Below are 25,681 nucleotides of genomic sequence, written 5' to 3'. Positions count from 1 at the left end.
GCTAGGACAAAAAACGTAGGGCGTCGAACGCTTCCACGTCGGGCTGGAGCGCCATTCGCTGAAACCACTCGGTCCGCAGGACGTCCCAGCGAACCTCCTCTGGCAGAGCGGCGAGCATTGTCATCGCGCCACCTCTGGCGATCTCGGTCTTGTGTGCGGACAAGGCGTCCCACTTGGTCCGCAGCCACGCAGTCACGTCGACGAAGAGGTCTATCTCCTCGTCGGGCACCCCGGGCAGGGGCCCCACCGGGCGGTTCGCCTGTTTTCTCACCGCAGGCCAGAGAAGCTGGGCAGCCGAGAACGGCATGGTGGCCTGGTAGAGAAGTTTCGTCCGCCACGGTGGGCCCGCCTCGGGGTACAGCTGCGGGTATCCGGCTGCTCCGATCGCAGCAACCGCAACGCGGTGTGTCTGGATGTGGTCGGGGTGCCCATACACACCCATCGGGTCGTACGTCAGCACGGTGTCCGGCCGGAATGCGCGGATGTGGGCGACCACCGACTCGACCAGTTCATCAAAAGGGGCGTCGCAGAACGAGCGGTAGTCCTCTGTGGTGTCGGTGACACCGAGATCTGCGTACCCCAACAGCCTCGGGGCACCGGCATTCAGGATCTCAAGGGACCGCTGCAGTTCGTTGGCCCGTTCGGATCCCGGGGGCCACGTACATGTGACAACAGAGGTGCGACCGCCGAGTTCTGCGCATCGGAGGAGGACACCCCCTGTCCAGAGCGCTTCGTCATCTGGATGCGCGTGGATGCAGAGCAGGCTCGGATGCGACACGGGTTCAGCGTAGTCCGCGCCATCTCTGGTGCGGCCCGAGATGGTGGTCGAGATTCGGCGCAACTGCCAACCCGACCGAGACAGGTCCGGCGAACCCTCGTCGGCTTTCATACCGTGGGCCTGTCGATGCACGATCGGTGAGCACAGCGCACAATTGCACCCATGGCCATCATCAACAAGGGCTTCGGGGCCCGCCGCCGGCAAAAAGACGATCGGCTACCGCCAGGGCAATACCTGACCCGCGACTTCCCCGTGCTGACCGCCGGACCCACCCCGGCGATCCGACATGAGCAGTGGGGCTTCGACGTCAAAGGGCGAGACGGTGAGCTGCAGAGCTGGACGTGGGACGAGTTCATGGCGCTGCCCCAGGAAGACGTCACCGTCGACATCCATTGCGTGACGGCGTGGTCCAAGCTCGACACGACGTGGCGGGGGGTCTCGCTGGATGTGCTCCTCGGCGACGACGTCGATCCCGACGGTTTCATCCTGGCCCACTGTTACGGCGGGTACACCACCAACGTGCCGCTGGAAGATGTCCTCGACGGCAAGGCGTGGGTTGCGCACACCTTCGACGGTGAGCCACTTGCGGCCGAACACGGTGGGCCGGCACGACTGTTGATCCCGCACCTGTACTTCTGGAAGTCAGCCAAGTGGGTCAACGGTCTGACGATCATGGACGACGACGTGCCGGGCTTCTGGGAGACCAACGGATACCACAACCACGGTGACCCGTGGAAAGAAGAGCGGTATTGGTGAACGGCTGGCGGCCCGCGACGGTGGTCGCGGCCGAGATGGAGACTCAAACCGCCCGTACCCTGCGCTTGCGGCTGCCAGATCGGGGCCGGGTGCTATCGGGTCAACACATCGACATCCGGTTGACCGCCGAGGATGGATATCAGGCGGTGAGGTCCTATTCGATTGCCGCGGCCACCGGTGACGACCTGCTCGAGACCACCGTCGAGGAGCTCGAGGACGGAGAGGTCTCGCCTTACCTGGTGTACGACCTGCAGGTGGGTGACCAGGTGGAGGTCCGCGGGCCGATCGGTCGCTGGTTCGTCTGGCGGCCGAACGAACAGAACCCGGTGCAGCTGATCGCAGGTGGATCAGGCGTGGTGCCACTCATGTCGATGATCCGGGAACACGAACTCACGTCCTCCCAGGCGCCTTTCCGGCTCTTCTATTCGCTTCGCACCCCCGCAAGTCGCTACTACGCGCAGGAACTGGAAAGCCTGGCCGCTTCTGAACGACTGCGCGTGGACTACGTGTACACGCGGCAGGCGCCTGAATCGTCGACGCGACCGGCCGGTCGGCCGGACATCGACGAGTTCGCGGCCGCACTGATCCCCGTGGACCTCGACCCGCAGGTGCGAGTCTGCGGGCCAACGGCTTTCGTCGAACAGTATGCGCAGTGGCTACTCGATCTGGGTTATCCCGCCGCGAACATCCGTACCGAGCGTTTCGGAGGGTGAGACCCCACATGGAAAGCAGAATCCTTGAGACGACATGACCCCCAGTGGCGTGCCTTCGCGTCCGACAACTACGCCGGAGTGTTGCCAGAGGTGTTGACTGCCATCGCCGAGGCGAACGGCGGCCATCAGGTCTCTTATGGCGAAGACGACTACACCGATGCGCTACGGGAGGTCATCCGCAACGAATTCGGTGCTCGCGCAGAGGTTTTCCCCGTCTTCAACGGTACCGGCGCCAATGTGGTGGCACTGACATCGCTCATGCCGCGTTGGGGCGCTGCAATCGTCACGGAGTCTGCGCACGTCCACACCGACGAAGGCGGCGCGCCCGAACGCGTCAGTGGTATCAAGCTGCTGACGGTGCCCACCCCCGACGGCAAGCTGACGCCGGAATTGATCGCGACGGAGGCCTATGGCTGGGGATTCGAGCATCGGGCACAGCCTGCTGTGGTCAGCCTGACCCAGGTCACCGAGCTCGGGACGCTCTACACCCCGGCAGAGATCGCGGCCAACGCCGACTTCGCTCACCGGAACAACATGGCGTTGCATGTCGACGGAGCCAGGTTGTGGAATGCGGCTGCGGCCCTGCAGATGCCGATGGGGCAGTTCACCACCGACGTCGGTGTGGACATCGTCAGCCTCGGCGCCACCAAGGTCGGTGCGCTCGGCGCCGAGGCGATCGTGGTGATCGACCCAGACCGGGTCGACGGCTTGATCTATCTACGTAAACTGAGCATGCAGCTGGCCAGCAAGATGCGCTTCATCTCGGCACAGCTGCTGGCACTGTTCGAGGACGGCAACGGTATTCGCGCTGCCGCGCACGCCAACGCGATGGCAGCGCGTCTACGCGCCGGTCTCGAAGGTGTACCGGGGCTTGGTTTCGCGCAGTCCACCGAGTCGAACGCCGTGTTCGCCGTCCTCGATCGTGCTGCCGCCGAACGGGTTCGTGAGTCGTGGCGTTTCTACGACTGGGATGAGTTGGGGGGAACGGTGCGATGGATGTGTTCGTTCGACACCACCGACGACGACGTGGACCGCTTCATCGAGACCATCAGAAGAGAGCTCGCACGCTGATCATGTGCGCTGCCCGACCTACGTCCGGCCGGTGGCACCGCCGAGTTGATGGCGCAGTGCGTCGGATACTTCTGGCCACCGGAAGCGGTGCCCGATCGCGGTGAGCCGGGACGGCACCACATGCTGGTTGGCCAACGCGAGTTCGCGAGCGCCTTGCGCGCCGAGGATCAGTTGTGGACCCAGACTGGGCACGGGCAGGATCGCCGGCCGGTGCACCGCCCTGGCCAAGGCTGCGGTGTAGTCGCTGTTACGCACGGCATTCGGTGCCACCGCATTGATCGGTCCCTGCAATGTCTCGTCGACGATGGCGCGATGGTAGATGTCCACCAGATCGTCGATTGCGATCCACGGCAGCCACTGCCTGCCGTCCCCGATTCGCCCGCCGAACCCCACGGTGAACAGTGGGCGTAACAGCCGTAGTGTGCCACCGGCCGCAGCCTGCACGATGCCGGTGCGGACGTTGACGACCCGGACGCCGGAGTCGCCTGCTGCTTCGGTCGCCGCCTCCCAGTCGGCGACAACGTCGGCAAGGAATCCCTCTCCACGCGAGGCCTTTTCGTCGAGCTGCTCGTCGCCGCGGTCGTAACCGTAGAAGCCCACGGCCGAGGCGCAGATGAGCGCGGGCTGCGGTGTGCTGGCCGCGATCACCGACGACAACTTCGCCGTCGGGTCGATGCGGCTGTCGCGGACCGCTCGTTTGTGGCTGTCACTGAATCGGCCCGCGATGGATTCGCCGGCCAGATGGACCACTGCGTCGACGCCGTCCACCAGGTCTGGTGCCGGATTGTCCGGATCCCAGCGTCGCTCGTCTCCGTGGGAGGGATCGCGGCGCACGAGTGAGATCACCCGGTGCCCGCCGGTGGTCAAGAAGGCCTTGAGGGCGGTACCCACCAGGCCGGAGGAGCCGGTCATCGCAATGGTCATCGGTCCGCGCCCCAACTCGCTCGCCCATGCGTGGGCTGCCAGGTCGTCGGCGAGCTGGCGATGGCGGTAGCGAAACATCGGCCGTAGCAACGCAGTCGGGACGGGTGTGTCGACAGTGTCGGTGACCATTGTGGAGTTCGCGTCGACGGCAGAGAATCCGTGGTGGTGCGTCCACGTCAGCACGGACTTCAGTGGCCACGAGTCCAACTTGTCCACGAACTGATTGGGTGGGTGGTACCTCGATGGCTGATGCTGCGCGACCCATTTCAATCCACCTGGGAACCCCAACACCGCAGTTCCGTCACTGAGCGACTCGGCTTCTTTGATCAACGACGGTGGTCCCCACGGTGGGGCCAGCCGCGTGAAGGCGCCAGGCCGTCCGTGCCAGGCGAACACCTCGTCTACAGGGGTGGGGACGGTACTCGAATGCGTGATGCCCATGGGCCCACGCTACGCATTGGTGATCGTCTGCGCGGGACGCAGCACGTACCCGACGTAGCCGTACTCTGCACCGAACCGGCGACGGATGTGTATTTCCGTCTCGACGATGTCGAGGGATTCGTCGTCGGCGCGCTGTTCATGGCGCAGGCGGTTGATGCTGGCCGCCAGCGGGCCGTACAGCTCGTCCCAATCGCTGTCGGGTAGCAGGTACGTCGCTGTCACCACCCAGCCCAGCGCCTGGGCCGCATCGATGCTCTGGGCGACGGTCCGCATTTCGGGAGCCGCGGATCGCCAAAAATCGGCCGCTTCGCGACTTGGAGCGGTGGTCAGCCAGTTGGCGTCGGTGAGTACGACGGCACCACCGGGTGCAAGCAGCCGTCGCCACCGCCTGAGGGCGTTGTCGACGCCCATGATGTAGGCCGAACCCTCCGCCCAGATGAGGTCGAAATGGTGGTCGGGATAATCGAGTGTCTCCATCGCGACCTCGTCGATGGAGATCGAATCCGCCACACCTGCGGTGATCGCGTTGGACAACAGGGCGTCCAAAAAGGGCCGATGGGTGTCCACGGCCGTCACGCGAGCCCCCAGCTGCGCCAAAACGATTGTGGCAGGGCCTGTTCCGGCGCCGACATCGAGGACGTGAGGAACGGGTGTCTTCACGTCGGCCAACCTGAACAGCAATTGAGTCGTCGCGACCGACCCCGGTGCCTCGCGCGGCAGTCCCTGGTGAGCGGCGAAGAAGACGTCATCGAGCATTCGGTGATGCTCTCAGGCGGGCACGAGACCGGGCAAGGCAATTGATCGCCGGCCAGAGGGTCGAAGCATCGTCAGCCCTGCTGCTTGGCCCACTCCTCGATTCTCGAGGCGCTCTCGGCAGGGGAGAGGTCTTCGATCCGGGTCATCACCGACCATCGGACCCCGAAAGGGTCGCGCACCGAACCGAAGCGATCACCGGAAACGAATGTCTGTACCTCCTCGCGGACGATCGCACCCGCATCGACGGCCCGCCGCACGACGGCATCCACGTCGGTGACGTAGATGGCCATCGAGTAACAGTCGGAGTCCCCGTCTGGTCTCGGCACCAGTCCATACTGAGGGTTGGGGTCGCCGAGTTGTAGCCGCCCCGTCCCGAAGTCGAGGTCGGCATGCGCGACAATCGGTTGACCGTCGGGACCGGGGAAGTCGGTGCGCTGTTCAACGCGTGCCCCGAAGACGTTGCTGTAGAAATCGATTGCCTCGGCAGCAGGCGTGACGACGATGAATGGCGTGAGGGAGGTATAGCCGTGGGGGATTCCGTGATCGGTGAATTGCCCGTTGGCAGCGTGGATACTCATGAAGGCGATGGTCCACCGACGCAGGGTGTGAGCGCTTGAAGAAACGCGACAGTTCCCACCATGGGCCCGCCGGGCCGCGTGGCGACCTGCGCCCAGGCGCCGGTGGCGTACACATCTCACGCCTCCCCGTCCCGCCCGGACATCGGGCCGGGAGCCTTCTACGACATGTCTGGATCGCATCCTGGGACCTGTCCGCACCGATCGTTCAACCGGTCCTCGAACACCCCGGCGGGAACGTGGTCGTCGAGCCGGACAAGGCGGCGCTGTACTGCGTCAGTCAGGGGACCAGTGAGCAGAAGCTCGAAGGAAAGAGCTGGGCCGCGGCAGTTCTGCTGCGACCCGCTGCGATCACTCTGATGACAGGCAGATCGATGGCGGGTGCGACGGTTGCCGGACCGGTGTTGCCGATCGGCGAGCCTCTGCCCATCCCCGGCCGGGGCGATGTCGCAGGAGCAGTGCGGACGGCGATGCGCTCGCGTACGGGATCGGATCGGAGCGCCGACGAGGAGGTCCTGTCCGTATACCTCGAGTGGGCCACGGGGTGGGAGATCGATGACGAAGGCGAGTTGATCAACCGGGTCGTCGATGTGGTCGAAGACGATGGCGGGCCGCGCCGCGTCGCGGAACTCGCAGATGCGGTGAACATGTCCACGCGCGCCCTTCAACGGTTGTGCGTACATCGAACGGGACTGAGCCCCAAGTGGTTGATCCAACGTCGCCGGTTGCAAGACGCTGCGCTCGCCCTGCGTGAAGGCCACATGTCGGTAGCGGATGTGGCAGCGTCACTCGGATACTCCGACCAGGCGCACCTGGCCCGCGAGTTCAAGGCTGTTGTCGGTTGGACACCCAGCGACTACGTGCGGTCGGCCGCCCGGCGGGAATGAGGTCGCGGTGACCGTCAGCGCCGCCGTCCGATTCCCAGCAGGTCACGCACAATCGCCTCGGCGGATGCCACCGGTGCGATCAACCTCTCGGTGATGTCGACGATGTTCTCCACCCGTCCGACAACACGTTCGATCCGTTCGACCACTGCAACCATTTTCGTGACCGTGCTGTCCACCCGCGCGAGTGTCGCCGAGAAGTCGTCCATGGCTGCGCCGAAACTGCCGAGGGTCCTGTCGAATTCGCCCATCGCCCTGTCGAAGTCGGTGAGGGCCCCGCCGAGGTCGCCGATGATCGTGTCCAGTTGCCCGACAGTGACGTCTGCGTTCATCGCCGCTTGAGCCAGCTTCCGGAAACGCTGCCGTTCGTGGCCGTCTTCTCCACTGTCCGTTGTCACCACGCCCCAAGTATCTTCTCCGCGCCTCGACGGTGCGGGCAATTCGCAAAGCCGCCGTAGCTCGGACTGCCGCCCGCGTAGTTCTTTATGCTCTGTTCGGATGCGCCGGGTGAACGTCATGCCGGGTATTGGACGCGAGGAGGCGCCGTGATGGCCGACAGGTTTGACGTCATTGTGGTCGGGGGCGGGCTGGCCGGGCTGGTCGCAACCCATGAACTGGTGAAGGCCGGCAAGCGTGTGGCCGTGCTGGAACAGGAGAACGAACAGAACCTGGGTGGGCAGGCTTTCTGGTCTCTGGGTGGTCTGTTCTTCGTCGATTCCCCCGAGCAGCGCAGACTCGGTATCAAGGATTCGGTCGAACTGGCCCGGCAGGACTGGTTCGGTTCCGCCGGATTCGACCGTGACCGTGAGGACCACTGGCCGCGGCAATGGGCCGAGGCCTACGTGAACTTCGCCGCCGGCGAAAAGCGTTCGTATCTGCACGATCTGGGCCTGCGGGTGATGGCGACCGTCGGTTGGGCCGAGCGTGGCTCCGGTCTCGCTGCCGGCCACGGCAACTCTGTCCCGCGATTCCACATCACCTGGGGGACGGGCCCGGAGGTGGTCCGGGTGTTCCGCGAGCCGGTTCTCGACGGTGCCGCCAAGGGTCTGGTCACCATCAAGTACCGGCATCAGGTGGACGAGCTCATCGTGGAGAACGGCGCGGCAGTCGGCGTACGGGGATCTGTCCTGGTGCCCTCGACCCAGCGGCGAGGTGTGTCGTCGAGTCGTGAAATCGCCGCCGAGTTCGAACTCCGTGCCGAAGCTGTGGTCGTCACTTCAGGAGGCATCGGCGGCAACTTCGACCTCGTGAAGAAGAACTGGCCGGTGGACCGCCTCGGGCCTGCCCCAGCACACATGATCACCGGCGTACCCGCGCACGTGGACGGTCGAATGCTCGAGATCGCCCAGATCACCGGCGGCAACATCGTCAACAGTGACCGCATGTGGCACTACCCCGAGGGGATCAAGAATTGGGACCCGATCTGGCCCAACCACGCCATCCGGATCATCCCGGGCCCGTCGTCACTGTGGCTCGACGCCACGGGCAAACGGCTTCCGGTTCCGAACTTCCCCGGTTTCGACTCGTTGGGCACACTGGGAACGATCACTCGCGGCGGCCACGACTTCACCTGGTTCATCCTGACCCAGGCGATCATCGAAAAGGAGTTTGCCCTCTCGGGTTCGGAGCAGAACCCGGACTTCACCGGAAAAGACATCAAGCTTCTCCTTCAGCGCGTCCGCAAAGGCGCAACGGGTCCGGTCGAGGCCTTCAAGGAGCACGGCATCGACTTTGTCGTCCGCGACAACCTCCGCGATCTGGTGGCCGGGATGAACGAGATCACCACAGGTCCGCAGCTCGACTTCGCGAGCATCGAAGCCGAAGTGGTGGCCCGCGACCGCGAACTGGACAACAAATACACCAAGGACATGCAGATCATGGCGATCCGCAATGCCCGAAACTACCTCAGTGACAAGATCATCCGGGTGGCACGGCCTCACAAGTTGCAAGACCCGAAATACGGCCCGATGATTGCCGTCCGCCTGCACCTGGTGACCCGAAAGACGCTGGGTGGGCTGGAGACCGATCTCGATGCGAAGGTGATCCGGCCATCCGGTGAGCCGTTCGAAGGTCTGTATGCAGCCGGCGAGGTCGCGGGTTTCGGTGGCGGCGGGGTACACGGATACAACGCACTGGAGGGCACTTTCCTCGGTGGCTGCATATTCTCCGGCCGGGCGGCCGGACGTGCACTCGCCCGCGACCTCGGCTGAGGCCCCGCGACCTCGGCTGAGGCGGAGTACCGAGCGGCTCAGTCGCGGACGGGAGTGCTTGCCGCCAACGCTTCCTCGTGTGCCCGAGGCCGGGCCACCCTGGCACGGACATCGATCCGGTAAGAGATGATGGCCAGGGTGAACAGCCCGACAGACAGGTTCACCAGAGCGGCGAACCCTTCGGTCGCAAAATCGACCAACGCATTGAGCATCGTGAAGGTGAGTGCGCCGTACCGCAGGAAATGCAGCGGCCACATCTTGTCGGTTCTACGCAGCATCACCATCGCCGGGAGTGAAAAAGCAAGTGTGACAGTTGAACTCAGGAGAAGAATGGCGGTGGCCATGCTCATGCCCGCCAACTCGAACTTCACGTTGTCGTCGTCCAGGTAGATCCCGTTCGTCGCGATGCCGAGAAGCCCGAAGCCGAACGCCAGCGCCGCGGTCACGGTCATCAGCCAACCGACGATCGGCAGCCATCGCGGACTTCGGAACCACGATGGGATCAAGCGGGGAGCCCACTGCGACAGCGCGTACAACCGCGCAGATGCGATGCCTGATGTCAGCAGAAGGCTACGAACGTGTTCCGCCGCAACCTTGTCGTAGCCCATCTCCTCGGCTTCCTCGACCAGGCGCAGCGCGAGCTCCCGCCGGTGCGGGGCCAGACCTCGGGCAACCCCGTCGGCCGCGATGGAAGCTGCCGACGACACCTTCTCGTGAGCGCTCAGAGGTCGAACCTCTCGAAGGACCCGGCCGACGATCAGAACGAAAACGACCAGTACATACATGATCTCGGCGGAAGGCCCGTAGAAGTAGTCGTTGTCCTTGGTGACGAACTTGCCCACCTCGTCGAGGAACAGACCGAAGCCGATACCGCCGAGGACAACACAGAACAATCGGGCGCCGAACCCCAGCAGCCACCAACTGATCAGCAGCGACAGCATCATGAATGCTCCGCCGTAGAGCGCGTGGGCGATGTGTAGGTTTCCGCCGCCGACTTGCGGATAGTCGGTGATCCACAAGTAACCCCGGGTGACGAGAATGGTGGTGATCGCGATGATCATGAACGCCTCTGCCGAACTGAAACCCACGGCGTTCCGAGTGAAGAAGCCGAGGCGGGACGGTCGGTTGGATGAACGTGTCACGTCGCTCCTCGTGGTGAAACCGGGCAATCCGGCTGTGCGCAAGAATTGTACGGCGGCCGATTCTCGAACGATGGGGTTCGTATCGAACACCGCGTGAGGCGGCTCGATCGCCGTTACTCTCAGCAAATGAAACAACTCATCCGGTCTGTGACCGCAGTTCTGCTGGTGACGGCCGCATTGTTCGTCGGCACGGCGAGTGCTACGGCGACGCCCAGCAAAGACATTTCGGCGAAGACTCTCGCCGATTTCGAGATTCCCGCCGAATTGATCCCGTTCATCCCGGCCGGTGTCCACGTGGTGGCGCGTGAGATCACCATCGCTCCGGGCGGGACCACCGGGTGGCACTACCACGATGGACCGGTTGTCGGATTCGTCGGTGCGGGCACCCTGACCCATCCGGGTCCCGATTGTGTTCCCCAGATCTTCCGCACGGGCGATTTCATCAACGAACCGAGCGGGGTCGCCAACACCCACGTCGGACGCAACCTCGGCACTGTTCCCGTGGTCCTGTACGTCGCGTATCTGGAGCCCTTGGGTGCCCCGCTCTTCGAGGACGCGCCCGCCCCCGCGTGTGACGTCGCCGCCGGGTGACTCGCCTACGATCGCAGAGATGGACGTAGCCCAGAAAGTTGCCGTTGTCACCGGCGGTGGAGCCGGGATCGGCGCGGCCCTCAGTCGTGCTCTGGCAGAGGCCGGCAGCCGGGTTGTGATTGCAGACCTCAACGCGGGCAAGGCAGAGGCCGTTGCCGACGAGATCAACGCTTCGGTTGATGGTCGTGCTGTAGCGGAGGGCGGTGATGTCGCGGATGAAGGTGTGCTCCAGCGGATTGTCGACCGCGCCGAGAGCGAGTTCGGGCCGGTGGACATCTTCTTCGCGAACGCCGGGACCACCGCCGGACTGGGCCTGGACACTCCCGACGACCTGTGGAACATCGCCCTCGAGGTGAACGTCATGGCCCACGTCCGTGCCGCGCGGTTGCTCGTTCCGCGATGGATCGAGCGTGGCGGCGGATATTTCGTGTCGACGGCGTCTGCGGCAGGTCTGCTGACGCAGATCGGTTCGGCCACGTATTCGGTCTCCAAGCACGCTGCAGTGGGCTTTGCCGAGTGGCTCTCGGTCACCTACGGCGACCAGGGTGTGAAAGTGAGTTGCCTGTGCCCCATGGGAGTGGAGACCGAGTTGCTCCGCTCCGGGTTCGAGACCGACCAGCCGGGCGCTTCCGTTGCGGCCAGCGCGGTGACCGGCGCGGGTGCGGTACTACAACCGGCAGACGTCGCGGTCCAGGTTCTCGCCGCGGTCGAACAGGAAAAATTCCTGATTCTCCCGCATCCGGAAGTGCTGGACTTCTACCGTAACAAGGGGTCGGATTACGACCGTTGGATTTCCGGGATGCGTCGTTATCAGCGTCATCTGCTCGCGGATTCCTGACGATCCGAACCAGCCGGCGTTCGACTCGGGCGATCAAGTATGCCCGAGACATCTCACTCGATACAGGACTCATCACATGGATTTCGCTTACTCGGACCGATGCCTCGAATACCGAGATCGCCTGCTCGATTTCATGGCGGGGCATGTGTATCCGGCGGAGCAGATCTACGCCAGGCAAATGGCCGAATCCGGGAATCCGCATTTCGACCCGCCCATCATCGAAGAACTCAAGACCGAGGCGAAAGAGCGCGGGCTGTGGAATCTCTTCCATCCCGATCCCCGTTACGGCGCAGGTCTGACCAACTCGGAGTACGCGCCACTCGCCGAGATCATGGGTCGAAGTGCTGCACTGGCACCGGAGGCAACCAACTGTTCGGCTCCGGACACCGGGAACATGGAAGTGCTGTCGCTGTTCGGCAGTGACGAGCACAAAGAGCGCTGGCTGACGCCTCTCCTCGAGGGCACGATCCGGTCCGCGTTTGCGATGACCGAACCGGCGGTCGCCAGCTCCGACGCGACAAACATCCAGATGAGCATGATCCGGTCGGGGGACGAGTGGATCCTCAACGGCCGAAAGTGGTGGACGTCGAACGCATTACATCCCAACTGCAAAGTCCTGATCGTGATGGGGAAGACCGATCCCGACGCGGCCGCTCACGCGCAGCAATCGATGATGGTGGTCCCGATCGACGCTCCAGGTGTCAGCGTGATCCGCAACCTGCCGGTGTTCGGTTACCAGGACAGGGAGGGACACGCCGAGGTTCTCTTCGAAGACGTACGTGTGCCCGACAGCGATGTCCTGGCCGGGGCCGGGGCAGGTTTCATGATCGGGCAGGCCCGCCTCGGTCCGGGACGGATTCACCACTGCATGCGAGCTATCGGGATGGCCGAACGCGCCCTGGAGCTGATGTGTGAGCGCGCTTCCTCGCGCATCGCATTCGGTAAGCCGCTCGCCGCCCAGGCGAACATCCAGGATTGGATCGCCGAGGCGCGCATCGACATCGAGATGAATCGATTGCTCACCCTCAAAGCGGCGTGGTTGATGGACACGGTGGGGAACAAGCAAGCGCGCACCGAGATCGCTGCCATCAAGGTCGCCGCGCCCAACATGGCGCTCAAGATCGTCGACCGGGCGATACAGGTCCATGGAGGGGGAGGGGTGTCCGACGACTTCCCACTCGCCAGCATGTACGCGCACCTACGTGCTCTTCGTCTGGCCGACGGCCCGGACGAGGTGCACAAACGGACCATCGCACGCCAGGAACTCGGGCCTTACCGTAAGACGGAGGCAAAGGCATGAGTACGGCCGTCGGGATCGACACCGATCTCGTCACCGCGTGGATCGTCGGTCTCGACGTCGGAGCTGTTGCCCCGCTGTCCTTTTCCCGTATCGGCAATGGTCAATCCAATCTGACGTACCGAGTCGGGGACGCGGATGGCCGGAACTGGGTGCTGCGTCGCCCGCCGCTGGGCGCGTTGCTGGCATCGGCACATGACGTGTTGCGCGAACACCGGATCATGTCTGCACTGCAGGACACCGCGGTGCCGGTGCCGAAGATGATCGCCACCACCAGTGATCCGGCTGTCACAGACGCCCCGCTTGTGTTGATGAGTTATGTCGACGGGGTTGTTGTCGACGATGTGTCGGTGGCCTCGGAACTGTCGCCCGAACGGCGGCGAGCAATCGGACTGAGTCTGCCGCGGGCACTGGGCACCGTTCATTCGGTTGACCTCGACAAGGTCGGTCTCGATGACCTGGCGAGCAAGAAGCCGTATGCGGCGCGACAACTCAAACGCTGGACGGCGCAGTGGGAACACTCCAAGACCCAGGACATCGCGGAGATCACCGAGGTCGCCCAGGCGCTTGCCGCGCACGCTCCTGATCAGTCCGAGGTGACACTGGTGCACGGCGACTACTACATGAGCAACGTGATCACCGGAGCCGACAACGGTGAGGTGATCGGCATCGTGGACTGGGAGCTGTGCACGCTCGGTGAACCGCTCGCCGACCTCGGCAACCTGCTGGCGTTCTGGCCGGAAGCCGAAGACGGGGTAGCCGGGCCTTTCACCGCGCCGACACTTCCCGGGTTTCCGCGGCGGGCCGAGTTGATCGCCGGCTATGCGGAGGCGACGGGTCGGGACGTGACCGATGCCGGCTACTGGCACACCCTTGCCCTGTGGCGGTTGACCATCATCGCCGAGGGCGTTCGCCGACGATTGATCAACGATCCGCGCAATGCTTCGCGAGACGGCGGACCCACGAACCAGGTCATCGACGATCTTGTTGTCCGCACTGTGCAGGTGGGGCGCGAATCCGGAATCCTGTGATGGCAGAGACGAACCCGGCCACCGGCCGACAGGGAGGAAACCATGACGCAGACGCATGAGCTGGCGGGAAAGACCGTCGTCGTCACGGGGGCCACATCGGGGCTGGGCAAGGAAACAGCACGGCAGTTGTACGCGCGGGGCGCCGACGTCGTCCTGGTGGCCCGAGACGAGGTGAAGGCCGCAGAGGTGGCTGGCGAGCTCGGCTCAGGATCACCGGGTCAATCGCCGACCGGCAGTGTCAGTACAGCGCTGGCAGACTTGTCCGATCTGGCGGATGTGCGTGCGCTGGCGGCCGATCTGCAACAGCGATTCGAACGCATCGATGTGCTGATCAACAACGCCGGCATCGACATCGGTGAGCCACGTGAGTCCAAGGACGGGTTCGAACTCACCTTTGCGGTCAACTACCTCGCGCCCTTTGTACTCAGTACGTCGCTGGCGCCCGTCATGGCGGACTCAGCCGCTGACGGCGAACCGTCGCGGATAGTGAACATCAGTTCGTCGGGACACCGCGGCGGCCATATCGACATCGAGGATCTGCAGGAAAAGGGTCGCAAGTTCAGTGGTCAACGTGTGTACAACAACTCGAAGTTGGCGCTGACGCTGTTCACGGCCGAACTCGGGCGCCGCAACGACCCAGCTCGATTGGTGGCGAATTGTGCCGATCCGGGATTCGTCAAGGGCACAACTCTCGGGCGTGATCTGCCGTTCGGATATCAGGTGATCGGCGTGTTGCTCACGCCGTTCATGGCGACGGTCGACAAAGGTGCACGGTCAGCGGTGTGGGCGGCATCCGCACCCGAGGCCGGTGCCATCACCGGCCGCTACGTCAAAGGCGGAAAGCAGGTCGAGCCCAGCAAGGAGGCGCAGGACGCCGAGCTTGCGGCCCGGCTGTGGGACGCCACCAAAGGACTCATCTCCGGCACGCGGTGATCATGTCCGGTCTGCCGTGACGGGTCTCGGAATCGCAGCCATCTGCCCCTGCCCGATCCAGCCGGGCACACGCCGGCGGACGTCGGCGGGACCGACGATCTGGACCGCGCCGATGGAACAGGCCGCCTCCCAGGAGCGGTCACCCCGCCAGACGGCGGTGAGGTCACGGAGCTCGGCCACAACCGTGGCGGTGGTTTCGAAGCCGGGGTCGTAGTCGCAGACGTCCACCTGGCCTTGCGTCACGACCAGCCACCAGCGGTCGGCGCCGGCAGCCACGCCGCCGAGCCGGAAGGCTATCACCGTGCGGCTCGTCGGCCACACGTCTGTGGGTACTGTCCGGCGCATGTCCCACATCAGCAGGTGGGGGTCGAGGTCTTCGTCTCCGAGCTCGCCGATCCAGCGGATGCCCCAGGCGTTGAGGGCCTCCACCACCGACGACAGTTCCCTGCCGCTTGCAGTCATCGCGTAGCTCGTCCGCCCGCCGGCAACATGGCGTTCGACGACGCCCGCGTGCTCGAGAGTACGCAACCGCTTGGAGAGCAGCGCAGGCGACATCCGCGGTACACCGCGCCGTAATTCATTGAAATGTGTACTGCCGGCGAGTAATTCACGAACAACGAGTAGGGTCCATCGTTCGTCGAGTACTTCCATCGCCTTGGCGACAGGGCAGAACTGGCCGTATCCGGACATCAACCCTCCTCTGGATCACTCCAGCCAGTACACACCTCGTGCCGGACACTGACCAGTACAAACTCTGTACTGGACCGGTTCAGATCCAGCACTGGACTGTTGGTGGGCCACGGTCGGACTCTGAGATGAACCGATCACGCAAGAGATGAGGCCCATGCCATGACCACCGACACCACCAGAACCACGTCAGGTCCAACCACAAACGAGCTCAAGATACGGCACCGCGCGATGTGGGCGTCGGGTGACTATCCGGCGGTCGCCACTGAGGTGATCTCCGCTCTCGGTGAGATCCTGGTGGCCGAACTCGACCTGCAGCGCGGCGACCGCGTGCTCGACGTAGCGGCCGGCTCGGGCAACGCGTCCGTACCGGCAGCCCGAGCCGGAGCCGAGGTGATCGCGGCGGACCTTGCCCCCGAGCTGTTCGAAGCCGGTCGTGCGTTTGCTGCCGAGCAGGGCGTACAGCTGTCCTGGCAAGAGGCCGATGCCGAGGCTCTTCCCTTTGCCGACAACAGTTTTGACGTGGTGATGTCGTGCGTGGGAGTGATGTTCGCTCCTGATCACCAGCAATCTGCCGCTGAACTGATCCGTGTCTGCCGCCCGGGCGGGCGGGTGGGATTGATCAGCTGGACGCCCGGCGGGTTCGTCGGCCGGATGTTCGCGACCATGAAGCCGTACGCACCCGCGCCACAACCGGGGGCGCAGCCTCCTCCGCTGTGGGGCGACGAAACCCACGTCCGCGAACTGTTCGGTGACCATGCCGACGTCACTGCCGAGCGGCGGACACTCACCGTCGATCGCTTTCAGAGTCCGGAAGAGTTCCGCCGCTTCTTCAAGAAGACGTACGGGCCCACCATCGCGGTGTACAACGCGAATGCGGCGGACCCCGCGGCTGTCGCAGCGCTCGACGACGGTCTGGACGAACTCGCACGCGCTGCCATGACCCATGACGGCGTGATGGAGTGGGAATACCTTTTGGTCACCGCAACCGTGCGATGACAGGTGGTCACTCGCTCAGTTGGTCGACACTCTTGGTTGATCCCTCCGTGATGATGTCGAGTATCTGGCGATAGGCTGCGGAGTTCGAGCTCACGATCGAGCCGTGATCCTCGCCATCGATCAGAACCACACGGCCACTGCCGTTCTCGTTCTTCAGTGCAGTGACGTACCGCTGCGACAAGGCGGGAAGTACCACGGTGTCCCTGGTGCCGTGGACGGCGATCACCGGAGTTCCAGGATCGAGATTCTGGATCGGGTCCACCGACGCGTAACGCTCCGGTACCTGCCCCGGAGTCCCGCCGAGTGCCGCGACGATCCGGTCGTCGCCGTTGCGAACCGCCTGCACCATGTCCAGGGGACCGGCCAGCGAGACCACTCTGGTAGGTCGGAACTTCGGATTGCCACCCACCTCGGTGGGATCCAATTTGTGCCGTGTCCCACCCCAGACCGCCAGCTGGGCTCCGGCGCTGTGTCCGACCACCAGTGCGTCGGTGGTCTCCAATTGGGGGAATCTCTTGTCGATCGCGATGACATTGTCGAGGGCCTGCGAGACGTCCTCGAATGTGGTCGGCCAGCCCCCGCCTGAACCCAGCCGGCGATACTCGATGTTGTACACCGCCATTCCCCGTGCAGCGAGGTCACGGGCGAAGGGATCGAAGAGATCAGCACCCAGCTGGGACTGCCAGGCCCCACCGTGGATCAAGACGACCAGGCGTGTGGAATCCACCGCCTGCGGTCCCGCGGGCAGGTAGAGATCGCCCCAGTTCTGCTCCGGGTCCGTACCGTCCAGAGTCGGGTAGTCAATCCGGGTCACCGTGACCTCGTCCGAGACCGAGGGCCCGGCGCTCGCGACGGACGACTGGGCAGCCACTTCTCCGGCGTCGCCTCCGTCGTCGGAACAGCCGGCGATCAGGCCGGCCGTGGCGGCCAGTGAACCGAGCAGGGCAAGAATGCGTTGTCGTCGCATCGGGAGACCTTCCATGATGTTCGGGCAGTGGGGTGCAGTCAGCTGTCGGCGTCGACGGCAACCGGTGCCATCTTTCGCCATGGCGCCAACACCGCCGGATCCTGCAATTCCATCCACGCGATCACGTCTTGATAGGTGGCACAGATCGTTTCGGGTTTCACACATGCCTCGCGCATGAAGTCAGCTGTGGCGGGGTTGAACGCGTTCCCGCTCCAATCATTGAAGTGATTGGCGATGACCAATGGGGCCCGGTTGCCTTCATAGGCTCGCCGGAACATGTAGTCGTAGGATTCCTTGACGATACGGCGGATCTTCGGTGCGCTGGCGGGGCTGTCCTTGGCCTGGTTGAACGTGAACCAGTAGTTGTAATCGAGCGCGGTCTGCCTGTGATTCAGCGGTGGTGACCACGTGTACGGGATGGGGAACTCCCAGATGCTGCCGACCTTCGTCGGCCAGTAGATGCCCGGTTGCCGGGCCGCCTTCGACGAATCCCACGTCATGTCGTGCGCTCCCAATGCCGGGAACAGTTGCCCCATACCGCCTTCGAGGCAGGGCGTACGCCCGCCTTTGACGGCTTCGGGCCCGAAAGCGAGATCGGGTGCGTTCCGGATGTTGTTGAGTGACTTCCACTCGGTCATCAGCCGGAAGAACTGATCGAGTTCGTGGTTCCATTCGGCGGTGGTCCAGTCGCGCCCGGGGTTCTTTGTGCCGGCACAGAAATGGCCGACGTAGTGAGTGCCCATCTCGTGACCGGCGAACCACGTGCGATTGAGATAGTCGACCTGTTCGATGACTTCCTTCTCGGTGCCTCCGAAAGCCAATGAGGACTCTCCGGCCGCGTAACCGGGTCCGGTGTACTTCTTCTTGTTCTTGTCGGTGAGGAAGTACAAGCCGGTCATCAAAGCCGTGAAGCGTGCATCGACCTCGCTCGCGGTGTCCAGGAACAGATCCCAGTTTTCTGATACGCCGACACCGTCGAAGGAAAACAACACGAACTGGGGCGGTTTGGCGTTCGGCGAAAGTCGTTCCATCGCAACGTTGCTCTCCAGCCGAGCCGGAGCAGGCGGAGGCGTCGAGACGGGTTCAGAGGTGGTGTCGACTGGTCCCACTGCGACATTGTCGGGCCCGTCCGCATCACCGCCGGTTCCGCAGCCGGCCAGGATCACGGCGGCCACAGCCAGTGAGAGCGATCGACGGACGTGATGCTCTATGCGCCGCAACTGCAACGTATTCACCTTTCGCGCGGCCATCGGCCGCCCGAGCGCTGCCTTGACTCGCGCGGAGCTTAACAGTTCGGCAGGTTAACGGCCTGACGAATCGCCGTCGGCCGCAGCGTCGTCCGTACCCCGGAAACCATGGTCACGTGTGAGATCGACGTCGGTGGGTACATCGGATCCGTAAGATCGACAACCGGCTGAGATAGCGGCGCTGCTGCTTCGCGCGGGTCGAGTCCCGACCCGCAGGCCTGCCGAGAGCACTGGAGGGGTTCGTGGCTACAACGCATGAAACAACCGCGTCGACGGAAGATGTGTGGCGTGTACTCGCAGACGGCTGGTCGTATGCCAATTGGGTTGTCGGGTCGTCACGGATACGTGCGGTCGATGCGAACTGGCCGCAACCGGGAAGCAACATCGCGCATTCGGTAGGGCTGTGGCCCGTTCTGCTCAACGACCGGACGGAGTCGGTGGGTATGGAGGAAGGGCGCGAGCTGCGATTGATCGCGCGGGCTCTGCCCTTCGGCAAGGCCGAGATCATCCTGCGCCTGCACGAGATTCCGCAAGGGTGCCGCATCGAGATGATCGAGCACGCGGCCAACCCGCCGTTGTCACTGATGCCCGACCAGATCCAGCACTTGGCGGTTCATCCGAGGAACTCGGAGGCTCTGCGGCGTCTGGCGTTGCTCGCCGAGCGGTCCCGAACGGCGGAGTAGCAGAAAAAAGCTGCATCCAACGGTATGTCCGTTGGATGCAGCAAGGTCCGCCGGCGGTGTGACCGCCTACACGGAGTCAGTCGCGTGATCGGGTTCCATCGGTCTGGTCAAAGAACCGCCAGTCTCCGTCGACGTTGACCTCCATACGGAAACCGAGCTGTCCTGAGGGCACCTCGCGATTCTTGAACCACTCGTAGGCGTCTTCGGCGTTGTTGAATTCGACTTTGTCGACAACATCCTCGTCTGGATTGAGAACTCGATACTCCGCCATGTCTCCCTCTCGTCGCCGTGCTCGCCCGAGGCTGCTGCCCGGGCCGTCAGGCGAATACCCGCCAGTTCGCAGCGCTACACATCGCGGTGCGTGACGTTCGACTCCTCACGAGCGCGCAGCGGCGGCGGTACCGACCGCGGCGACCACCTCGGTCAGCCGACTCAGGTCGGGGATCACCGCATCGGCGATCGATGGGTCGTCGCTCTGGCCGAGTCTGTTCACCCACACCCTGGGGATGCCGAGGGCATGAGCCGGGATGATGTCGTGGAAGTAGCCCTGTGCGACGTGGACCCACTGACCGGGTTCGGGCCCGAAGGTTTGGGCGAACCGTTCGAAGTGCGGATGGGCCGGTTTGTACGAACCCACGTCCTCGGCGGTGATGACCGCATCGACAGGAATCCCGAGGCGGCGCTGCGCTGCGCCGATGATGTCGCGGTCGCAATTGGTCAGCAGGGCAATACGCCACCCCGATGCCCGCAGGCGGGCCAGCTCGGAAGCTGTGTCGTGAAAGGGCGGCCAGTAGGCGATACCCGCGGCCAGCACGTCGGCGTCGTCGGCCCTGAGGACAAGACCGGCTTCGTCGGCGGTGCGACGAAACGTCTCGGTCAACACCTCGCGGTAGCGCATCTCCGGGAACTGAGCCTGGACCTGTGGTTCGTGCCGGTTGAATGTGTCGAGGAGGTCCGCGCCGCGGCCCGGGAAGATCAACTCCATCCCGGTCGAGAGTCCGTGACGCCAGTCGATCAACGTGCCGTAACAGTCGAACGTTGCCCAGCGGATGTCAGTCATGTCCGGTAGCTCGATGGTGTGTTCGCGACGCCATGAGGGAATGTTATCCGCGCGTCGCTGCCGGGGTCGGGTGCAGCCGGACCAGTATCGGTGGAAGCTGTACGGCCACGGCGCAGATCAGGCTCGACCAGAAGAATTCGCGCATGCGCCCGCGATCAACATGCCCACCATCTCGGTGGCCTTGTCGGGTTGCGGAGGGTCACCGGTGATCATGTCACTCCAGATGAACGATTCACCCAGGCGGACGACTGCATACGCGAGACCGGAAGTGTCCGGGTACCGCGAGAGCTCGGGCATGGCGGCCAGTTTGCCGACAGTCCATTCGATCAACCTGCCCTGCACCACGCTGTACCGCGAGGTGAGGACCCGCAGCGCATATTCGGGGTCATCCGCGACGAACCGTTCGAGCGGTTGGTAATTGCGAACGGTCTCGGCGAGGAAACCGAAGTTGCTGACGAACTTGTCGGCATCGAGCGCTCCACCTCGCGCCTCGACCCGTTCGATGGCCTCGATGAGTATTCGCCACACGACTTCGCCGAGAACCACTTCCCGGCCCGCGAACCATCGGTAGATCGTCGCGCGGCCGATCTTCAGTTCGCGTGACAGCGCCTGTATGTCGACCCGCCTGCCGGCGAGGAACCAGTCGTGCGCGAGGTCGATCACGTCGTCACGGTGCACGCGAGGGTGTGACCGGCTGTTGACGGTCTGGTGAGACATAAGTAGATTTTGTCTCCGACCGGCCCTCCGGTCAATCAGCACACCGCTTCAGGAGCGCACATGGACTTGCAATGGTCGGCCGCCGATTCGGAGTTTCGAGACGAGGTGCGCGCTTTCCTCGACGAGAAGTTGACCCCGGACCTGCGCCGTGCCGGCCGTCTGATGACCAGCGTCTACTCCGACCACGAGGCGAGCATGGAGTGGCAGCGCATCTTGCACGAGCGAGGCTGGGCGGCGCCTGCGTGGCCGGTCGAGCACGGCGGTTGCGACTGGACCCTCACCCAGCACTACATCTTCAGTCGCGAGTCCATCATCGCCGGCGCACCGTCGTTGTCTCCCATGGGGATTCGGATGGTTGCCCATGCCATCATCGCCTTCGGCACCCAGGAACAGAAGGACTACTATCTACCCGGGATCCTCACCGGCGAGGTCTTTTTCTGCCAGGGATATTCCGAACCCGAGGCCGGTTCGGATCTTGCGTCCCTCTCGATGGCGGCGAAGGACGACGGCGATGACCTGGTCTGCACAGGCAGCAAGATCTGGACAACCCATGCCACCGAGGCGAACTGGATGTTCTGCCTCGTTCGCACATCCCGGCAGCAGAAGAAGCAGCAGGGCATCACCTTCGTGTTGATCGACATGAACTCGCCCGGCATCGAAGTACGACCGTTGGTGATGACATCGGGCGAGCAGGTCCAGAACCAGGTGTTCTTCGACAATGTGCGGGTGCCCAAGGCAAACGTGCTCGGAAAGATCGACGACGGCTGGACCGTGGCGAAGTATCTCCTCGTGTTCGAACGAGGTGGGGGCGCGGCCGCCCCGGCGTTGCAGGTGATGGCGGAGTCTCTGGCCACCTCGGCGGCGTCGCAGCCGGGGCCCGGTGGACGCCCGCTCATCGACGATCCCGGTTTCTCGGCCAAGCTGGCCGAAGCCCGCATTCGCACAAAGGTCCTCGAGATCCTGGAATACCGAACGCTGTCGGCGATGGCGTCGGGCAAAGATCCGGGTCCTGCCTCGTCAATGCTCAAAGTGCTTGCGACCGAACTCAGCCAGAAGCTCACCGAACTCACCCTGGAGGCCGCCGGTACACGCGGACGGGTCTACCAACCGCACGCGACCAAACCTGGTGGTCCGATCTCCGAGTTCACCGAGCCCGCGGACGGTTACGTCAGCGGTGAACCGTGGGAGGCAGTCGCGCCACTGCGTTACTTCAACGACCGGGCGGGCTCGATCTACGCCGGTAGCAACGAAATTCAGCGAAATATTCTCGCTAAAGCAGCATTGGGGCTCTGATGGACTTCAACTTGACCAAAGAGCAAGAACTGCTCCGCGATGGCCTCGCCAAGTTCTTGGCCAACCGTTATGACCTGGAGAAGAGTCGGGCGGCCGCCAAGACGGGGGCAGGATGGCAGCCGTCGATCTGGCGAGCTTTCGCTGACGAACTCGGAATCCTGGGTGCGACCCTTCCGGAGGAAGCCGGTGGAATCGGCGGTGGGCCGGTCGAATTGATGATCGTCACCGAAGCACTCGGCCAGGCTCTTGTTGTCGAGCCCTTCGTGGACACAGTTGTCTTCGGCGGCGTTTTGTTGCAACGGGCGGGCGGGGATCGCGCCACGGCCGTTCTGGAGAAACTGGTCGCGGGGGATGCGATCACGGCGTTCGCGGCCACCGAACCCACATCGGGTCCCGACTTCAATGATGTGTCGACGATCGCCCGTAGACACGGCGACGAGTGGGTGCTCGACGGCACGAAAGTGGTTGTCAGCAGTGCACCCCTCGCCGACCATCTGCTTGTCACCGCCCGGACTGCGGGCGGCCGGCGCGACACCTCGGGGATCTCGTTGTTCCTTGTTGATGTTGGTGCCGACAACCCTCCTGAAGGTTTGGCCGTCCACGCCTACCGCACCATCGATGACCGGCACGCGGCGGATCTCGTGTTCACCGGGGTACGCCTACCCGCCGATGCCGTCTTGGGTGGCGAAGGCGATGCATGGGCGTCGATCGACCGGGCCGTGGACGAGGCCACTGCGGCGGTGTCGTCCGAAGCTGTCGGGCTGATGCGAAAAGTGCTGGGGGACACCGTCGAATACGCCAAGCAGCGTCAGCAGTTCGGTCAGCCGATCGGCAGTTTTCAGGCGCTGCAGCATCGAATGGTCGACATGTACATGGAGCTCGAACAGTCGATTGCTGCGGTGTACCTCGCCATCCTGAACTTGGAGGCAGAGCCCACCGAACGCGCGCTGGCGGTGTCGGCGGCGAAGGCGACCATCGGTCGGGCGGCGCGATTCATCGGGCAGAACGCCGTTCAGCTGCACGGCGGGATGGGCATGACCGAGGAACTCGCGATCGGCCACTACTTCAAACGGCTCACGGCCATCGAGTACGAGTTCGGTTCTGCGGACATGCACATAGCGCGATACGCGGCGCTCACCAAGGCCTGACACCGCATCACTGTTCTCATCCGCACGGGGGCGCAACACCCGCCGGGCGGGCCGCGCAGGCTCGCCCGGCGGTGTCTTCGATACGGACTCGCTCGCCGAGAGCGCCGGCCAGTCAGGGAGCCAGGTTGTCTATTCGCTGCGCCAACATCACATCGAGGCTTGTGATTCCGCCCGCCGAATGCGTGCTGAGGGTAAAAGTCACTGTGCGCCAACGGATATCCATATCGGGATGATGGTTGGCCTCTTCTGCGGCCTCGGCCACCCGATTCACCAATGCGATCGCTGCCGGAAAGTCCGGACAATCGATCGTCTGAGTCAGCGAGTCGCCCCTACGTTGCCACTTGGGTAGATCGGCGAGTGCAGCGACGATGTCGGATTCGGTCAGCAGTGCGGTCATCGTCCCGATGTTTCCACCACCAGGCCTTCGCTTCAATCGTCGTCGGCGCACCGGTGGGTGCTTGCACCGGTCAGTGGCCGACAGCAGGCCGGACGTCAGGGGGAGTGGTCGAGCGATCACAGCACTGTGCGGCCGCCGTCACCGCGACCTGTTCGGGATGGTGGCCGTGATTGCGGATACCGATGGCCGCGACCACGCCGCCGACGATGAACAGGGCCGCGGTCACCGCCACGACACGATGGAATGAAGCGGTGTCCAGCGTGCCGCCCACGATGATTCCGGTGCAGGCAACAGCGATCAGGCCGGCGATCCGTGAGATCGCGTTGTTCAGCGCCGAGCCGATCCCGCTGTGTTGCCGATCGATCGATGCGAGGACGGCCGAGGTCAGCGGTGTGACGGTGATCGACAGGCCGAGCCCGAAGAGCACAAGCCCGGGGAACATCTGTGTCCAGAAGTCGAAGTCGTCGCCGGTGGTCAGCATGAGCAGGTAACCGCACCCGGCGATGATCGGCCCGGACGCCATGAATACGCGGGGGCCGTATCGTGCCGACAGCGCCCCCACCGGCCGAGCGATGAAAAACGAGAGCAGCGGGACCGGCAACGTCGCGAGCCCGGCCATCAAGGCCGAGAAACCCGCGACTTCTTGCAGGTACAGAGCCGTCACCAGTGTGCCCATCGACAATCCGGCGTAGATGAACGTCGTCGAGAGATTGCCGACACCGAAGTTCCTGACCGCGAACATCTTCGCGGGGATCATCGGATGGTCGGTATGCGTTTCGCGCCAGCCCAGCCCGGCCAGGCACAACAGTCCGAGTGCCAAGGCTGCAGCCACCGCGGGGTTGCTCAGACCGAGACGTTGCTGCTCGATGAGGGCGTAGACGGTTCCGGCGAGACCGCCGGCGGTCAGCACTGCGCCCGGTACGTCGATGCGTTCGCGCGGCGTGGTGCGGGCCGGTTCGACAAGCCGCATCGACAGCACCAGGGTGATTGCCACCGGCACCACGTTGACGGCAAAGATCCACCGCCAGTTCAACGTGTCGACGAGGACACCACCGAGTAGGGGACCGATCACGAAGGCCGTGCCCGTCCACGCGGTCCATGTACCGATCGCCTTGGGCTGCTCGTCCGGGGTGAAGGCCGAGTTGATCAACGCGAGGGAACTGGGCACCAGCAGGGCCGCGCCCACACCTTGCAGCCCGCGGGCGATGATCAGGACGAGGTCGGTCGGCGCAGCCGCGCACGCGATGGATGCCAGGCCGAAGATCACGAGCCCGATCCGGAGCATCGGCAGGCGCCCGAACGCATCAGAGATCGCGCCGGCCACAAGTATCAGTGCGCCCAGGGCGAGGAGGTATGAGTCGACCACCCACTGCTGTGTACTCAGCCCACCTCCCAGGTCGTCCGAGATGGCGGGAAGGGCGAGGTTCACCACAGATCCGTCGAGGAACGCGACAAAAGACGCGAGGATCGCGACAACCAGGACGGGACCGGGCGTGGGCGTGGAGGTAGGCGTGGCGGCGCTCACCTACATCGCCACCCTCGA

At 64.1% G+C, this 25,681-nt stretch carries 28 protein-coding genes; 14 read left to right on the top strand and 14 right to left on the bottom strand.

Going from position 1 to position 25,681, the window contains the following annotated elements; all coding sequences use genetic code 11:
• Position 1: 1 nt before the first annotated feature.
• The gene (locus KXR83_RS23080; RefSeq protein ID WP_437426855.1) at positions 2-889 is read right to left on the bottom strand and encodes a PIG-L family deacetylase; all 888 of its coding nucleotides are present in this window, start codon (positions 887-889) and stop codon (positions 2-4) included.
• Between the two features lie 51 nt (positions 890-940).
• Between KXR83_RS23080 and KXR83_RS23075 the strand changes: the two genes are divergently transcribed.
• From KXR83_RS23075 to KXR83_RS23065, 3 genes are read left to right on the top strand one after another with little or no spacing between them, the layout of a single operon-like run.
• A complete protein-coding gene (locus KXR83_RS23075) occupies positions 941-1,534 on the top strand; it encodes a sulfite oxidase-like oxidoreductase (protein WP_437426854.1) in 594 nt (197 codons plus the stop codon).
• Positions 1,531-2,247 carry a ferredoxin reductase gene (locus KXR83_RS23070; protein ID WP_437426853.1) on the top strand — a complete coding sequence of 239 codons (717 nt, stop codon included), beginning with the start codon at positions 1,531-1,533 and terminating at the stop codon, positions 2,245-2,247. The genes KXR83_RS23075 and KXR83_RS23070 overlap by 4 nt, the downstream gene beginning before the upstream one ends.
• Positions 2,248-2,271: 24 nt before the next feature.
• Positions 2,272-3,318 carry a threonine aldolase family protein gene (locus tag KXR83_RS23065; protein ID WP_437426852.1) on the top strand — a complete coding sequence of 349 codons (1,047 nt, stop codon included), beginning with the start codon at positions 2,272-2,274 and terminating at the stop codon, positions 3,316-3,318.
• An 18-nt stretch (positions 3,319-3,336) separates the two neighbouring features.
• On the opposite strand, the gene KXR83_RS23060 is transcribed toward KXR83_RS23065, so the two are convergent.
• The 3 genes from KXR83_RS23060 to KXR83_RS23050 all read right to left on the bottom strand — a co-directional run bounded on the left by KXR83_RS23060 (position 3,337) and on the right by KXR83_RS23050 (position 6,017).
• Positions 3,337-4,683, bottom strand: a complete 1,347-nt coding sequence (locus KXR83_RS23060; protein ID WP_437426851.1) for a TIGR01777 family oxidoreductase — start codon at positions 4,681-4,683, stop codon at positions 3,337-3,339.
• A gap of 9 nt (positions 4,684-4,692) precedes the next feature.
• Complete coding sequence (locus KXR83_RS23055; protein WP_437426850.1) at positions 4,693-5,439, bottom strand: class I SAM-dependent methyltransferase; 747 nt, start codon at positions 5,437-5,439, stop codon at positions 4,693-4,695.
• Positions 5,440-5,510: 71 nt separating this feature from the next.
• Entirely contained in the window at positions 5,511-6,017 is a 507-nt protein-coding gene (locus KXR83_RS23050) for a VOC family protein (protein ID WP_437426849.1), read from the bottom strand.
• Positions 6,018-6,052: 35 nt separating this feature from the next.
• Here KXR83_RS23050 and KXR83_RS23045 point away from each other — a divergent pair, with 35 nt between their 5' ends.
• Complete coding sequence (locus tag KXR83_RS23045; protein ID WP_437426848.1) at positions 6,053-6,901, top strand: helix-turn-helix domain-containing protein; 849 nt, start codon at positions 6,053-6,055, stop codon at positions 6,899-6,901.
• 14 nt (positions 6,902-6,915) lie between these two features.
• Here KXR83_RS23045 and KXR83_RS23040 read toward each other — a convergent pair whose 3' ends face one another.
• On the bottom strand, positions 6,916-7,299 hold the full coding sequence (locus KXR83_RS23040) for a hypothetical protein (RefSeq protein ID WP_437426847.1): 384 nt from the start codon (positions 7,297-7,299) through the stop codon (positions 6,916-6,918).
• 147 nt (positions 7,300-7,446) lie between these two features.
• On the opposite strand from KXR83_RS23040, the gene KXR83_RS23035 reads away from it, so the two are divergent.
• A complete protein-coding gene (locus tag KXR83_RS23035; RefSeq protein ID WP_437426846.1) occupies positions 7,447-9,108 on the top strand; it encodes an FAD-binding dehydrogenase in 1,662 nt (553 codons plus the stop codon).
• Between the two features lie 38 nt (positions 9,109-9,146).
• Here KXR83_RS23035 and KXR83_RS23030 read toward each other — a convergent pair whose 3' ends face one another.
• Positions 9,147-10,169: a hypothetical protein gene (locus tag KXR83_RS23030; protein ID WP_437426926.1), complete on the bottom strand. Its 1,023-nt coding sequence runs from the start codon at positions 10,167-10,169 to the stop codon at positions 9,147-9,149.
• A 207-nt stretch (positions 10,170-10,376) separates the two neighbouring features.
• Here KXR83_RS23030 and KXR83_RS23025 point away from each other — a divergent pair, with 207 nt between their 5' ends.
• The 5 genes from KXR83_RS23025 (at position 10,377) to KXR83_RS23005 (ending at position 14,940) form a co-directional block, all read left to right on the top strand.
• Complete coding sequence (locus KXR83_RS23025) at positions 10,377-10,841, top strand: cupin domain-containing protein (RefSeq protein WP_437426845.1); 465 nt, start codon at positions 10,377-10,379, stop codon at positions 10,839-10,841.
• A gap of 19 nt (positions 10,842-10,860) precedes the next feature.
• Positions 10,861-11,679, top strand: coding sequence for an SDR family oxidoreductase (locus tag KXR83_RS23020; protein WP_437426844.1), 819 nt, complete (start codon positions 10,861-10,863; stop codon positions 11,677-11,679).
• A gap of 76 nt (positions 11,680-11,755) precedes the next feature.
• Entirely contained in the window at positions 11,756-12,979 is a 1,224-nt protein-coding gene (locus tag KXR83_RS23015) for an acyl-CoA dehydrogenase family protein (RefSeq protein WP_437426843.1), read from the top strand.
• The gene (locus tag KXR83_RS23010) at positions 12,976-14,007 is read left to right on the top strand and encodes a phosphotransferase family protein (RefSeq protein WP_437426842.1); all 1,032 of its coding nucleotides are present in this window, start codon (positions 12,976-12,978) and stop codon (positions 14,005-14,007) included. The genes KXR83_RS23015 and KXR83_RS23010 overlap by 4 nt, the downstream gene beginning before the upstream one ends.
• 42 nt (positions 14,008-14,049) lie before the next feature.
• Positions 14,050-14,940: an SDR family oxidoreductase gene (locus KXR83_RS23005; RefSeq protein ID WP_437426841.1), complete on the top strand. Its 891-nt coding sequence runs from the start codon at positions 14,050-14,052 to the stop codon at positions 14,938-14,940.
• Here the strand turns inward: KXR83_RS23005 and KXR83_RS23000 are convergent, their stop codons facing one another.
• Positions 14,941-15,630, bottom strand: a complete 690-nt coding sequence (locus KXR83_RS23000; RefSeq protein ID WP_437426840.1) for a winged helix-turn-helix transcriptional regulator — start codon at positions 15,628-15,630, stop codon at positions 14,941-14,943. It lies immediately after the preceding gene.
• Between the two features lie 159 nt (positions 15,631-15,789).
• Between KXR83_RS23000 and KXR83_RS22995 the strand changes: the two genes are divergently transcribed.
• A complete protein-coding gene (locus KXR83_RS22995; RefSeq protein WP_437426839.1) occupies positions 15,790-16,626 on the top strand; it encodes a class I SAM-dependent methyltransferase in 837 nt (278 codons plus the stop codon).
• A 7-nt stretch (positions 16,627-16,633) separates the two neighbouring features.
• Here KXR83_RS22995 and KXR83_RS22990 read toward each other — a convergent pair whose 3' ends face one another.
• Positions 16,634-17,593, bottom strand: coding sequence for an alpha/beta hydrolase family protein (locus KXR83_RS22990; protein WP_437426838.1), 960 nt, complete (start codon positions 17,591-17,593; stop codon positions 16,634-16,636).
• A 38-nt stretch (positions 17,594-17,631) separates the two neighbouring features.
• Positions 17,632-18,843 carry a polysaccharide deacetylase gene (locus KXR83_RS22985; protein ID WP_437426837.1) on the bottom strand — a complete coding sequence of 404 codons (1,212 nt, stop codon included), beginning with the start codon at positions 18,841-18,843 and terminating at the stop codon, positions 17,632-17,634.
• A 239-nt stretch (positions 18,844-19,082) separates the two neighbouring features.
• Here KXR83_RS22985 and KXR83_RS22980 point away from each other — a divergent pair, with 239 nt between their 5' ends.
• The gene (locus KXR83_RS22980; protein WP_437426836.1) at positions 19,083-19,523 is read left to right on the top strand and encodes an SRPBCC family protein; all 441 of its coding nucleotides are present in this window, start codon (positions 19,083-19,085) and stop codon (positions 19,521-19,523) included.
• Positions 19,524-19,599: 76 nt separating this feature from the next.
• On the opposite strand, the gene KXR83_RS22975 is transcribed toward KXR83_RS22980, so the two are convergent.
• The 3 genes from KXR83_RS22975 to KXR83_RS22965 all read right to left on the bottom strand — a co-directional run bounded on the left by KXR83_RS22975 (position 19,600) and on the right by KXR83_RS22965 (position 21,300).
• Positions 19,600-19,794, bottom strand: coding sequence for a hypothetical protein (locus KXR83_RS22975; protein WP_023958137.1), 195 nt, complete (start codon positions 19,792-19,794; stop codon positions 19,600-19,602).
• A 105-nt stretch (positions 19,795-19,899) separates the two neighbouring features.
• Complete coding sequence (locus KXR83_RS22970; protein WP_437426835.1) at positions 19,900-20,583, bottom strand: HAD family hydrolase; 684 nt, start codon at positions 20,581-20,583, stop codon at positions 19,900-19,902.
• A gap of 117 nt (positions 20,584-20,700) precedes the next feature.
• Complete coding sequence (locus tag KXR83_RS22965; RefSeq protein ID WP_437426834.1) at positions 20,701-21,300, bottom strand: QsdR family transcriptional regulator; 600 nt, start codon at positions 21,298-21,300, stop codon at positions 20,701-20,703.
• Between the two features lie 60 nt (positions 21,301-21,360).
• On the opposite strand from KXR83_RS22965, the gene KXR83_RS22960 reads away from it, so the two are divergent.
• Complete coding sequence (locus KXR83_RS22960; protein ID WP_437426833.1) at positions 21,361-22,593, top strand: acyl-CoA dehydrogenase family protein; 1,233 nt, start codon at positions 21,361-21,363, stop codon at positions 22,591-22,593.
• Positions 22,593-23,741, top strand: a complete 1,149-nt coding sequence (locus KXR83_RS22955) for an acyl-CoA dehydrogenase family protein (RefSeq protein WP_437426832.1) — start codon at positions 22,593-22,595, stop codon at positions 23,739-23,741. The genes KXR83_RS22960 and KXR83_RS22955 overlap by 1 nt, the downstream gene beginning before the upstream one ends.
• A gap of 112 nt (positions 23,742-23,853) precedes the next feature.
• On the opposite strand, the gene KXR83_RS22950 is transcribed toward KXR83_RS22955, so the two are convergent.
• Together KXR83_RS22950 and KXR83_RS22945 are read right to left on the bottom strand one after the other, a co-directional pair.
• Positions 23,854-24,138 (bottom strand): 4a-hydroxytetrahydrobiopterin dehydratase, encoded by a 285-nt coding sequence (locus KXR83_RS22950; RefSeq protein WP_437426831.1) that lies wholly within the window; start codon positions 24,136-24,138, stop codon positions 23,854-23,856.
• Positions 24,139-24,208: 70 nt separating this feature from the next.
• Positions 24,209-25,663, bottom strand: a complete 1,455-nt coding sequence (locus KXR83_RS22945; RefSeq protein ID WP_437426830.1) for an MFS transporter — start codon at positions 25,661-25,663, stop codon at positions 24,209-24,211.
• Positions 25,664-25,681 lie beyond the last annotated feature (18 nt).

This window comes from Williamsia muralis, assembly GCF_051487485.1.
GTDB classification, from domain to species: domain Bacteria; phylum Actinomycetota; class Actinomycetes; order Mycobacteriales; family Mycobacteriaceae; genus Williamsia; species Williamsia muralis_B.
The sequence above is the reverse complement of the archived record's forward strand: the minus strand, read 5'-3'. Positions and strand labels throughout refer to the sequence as shown.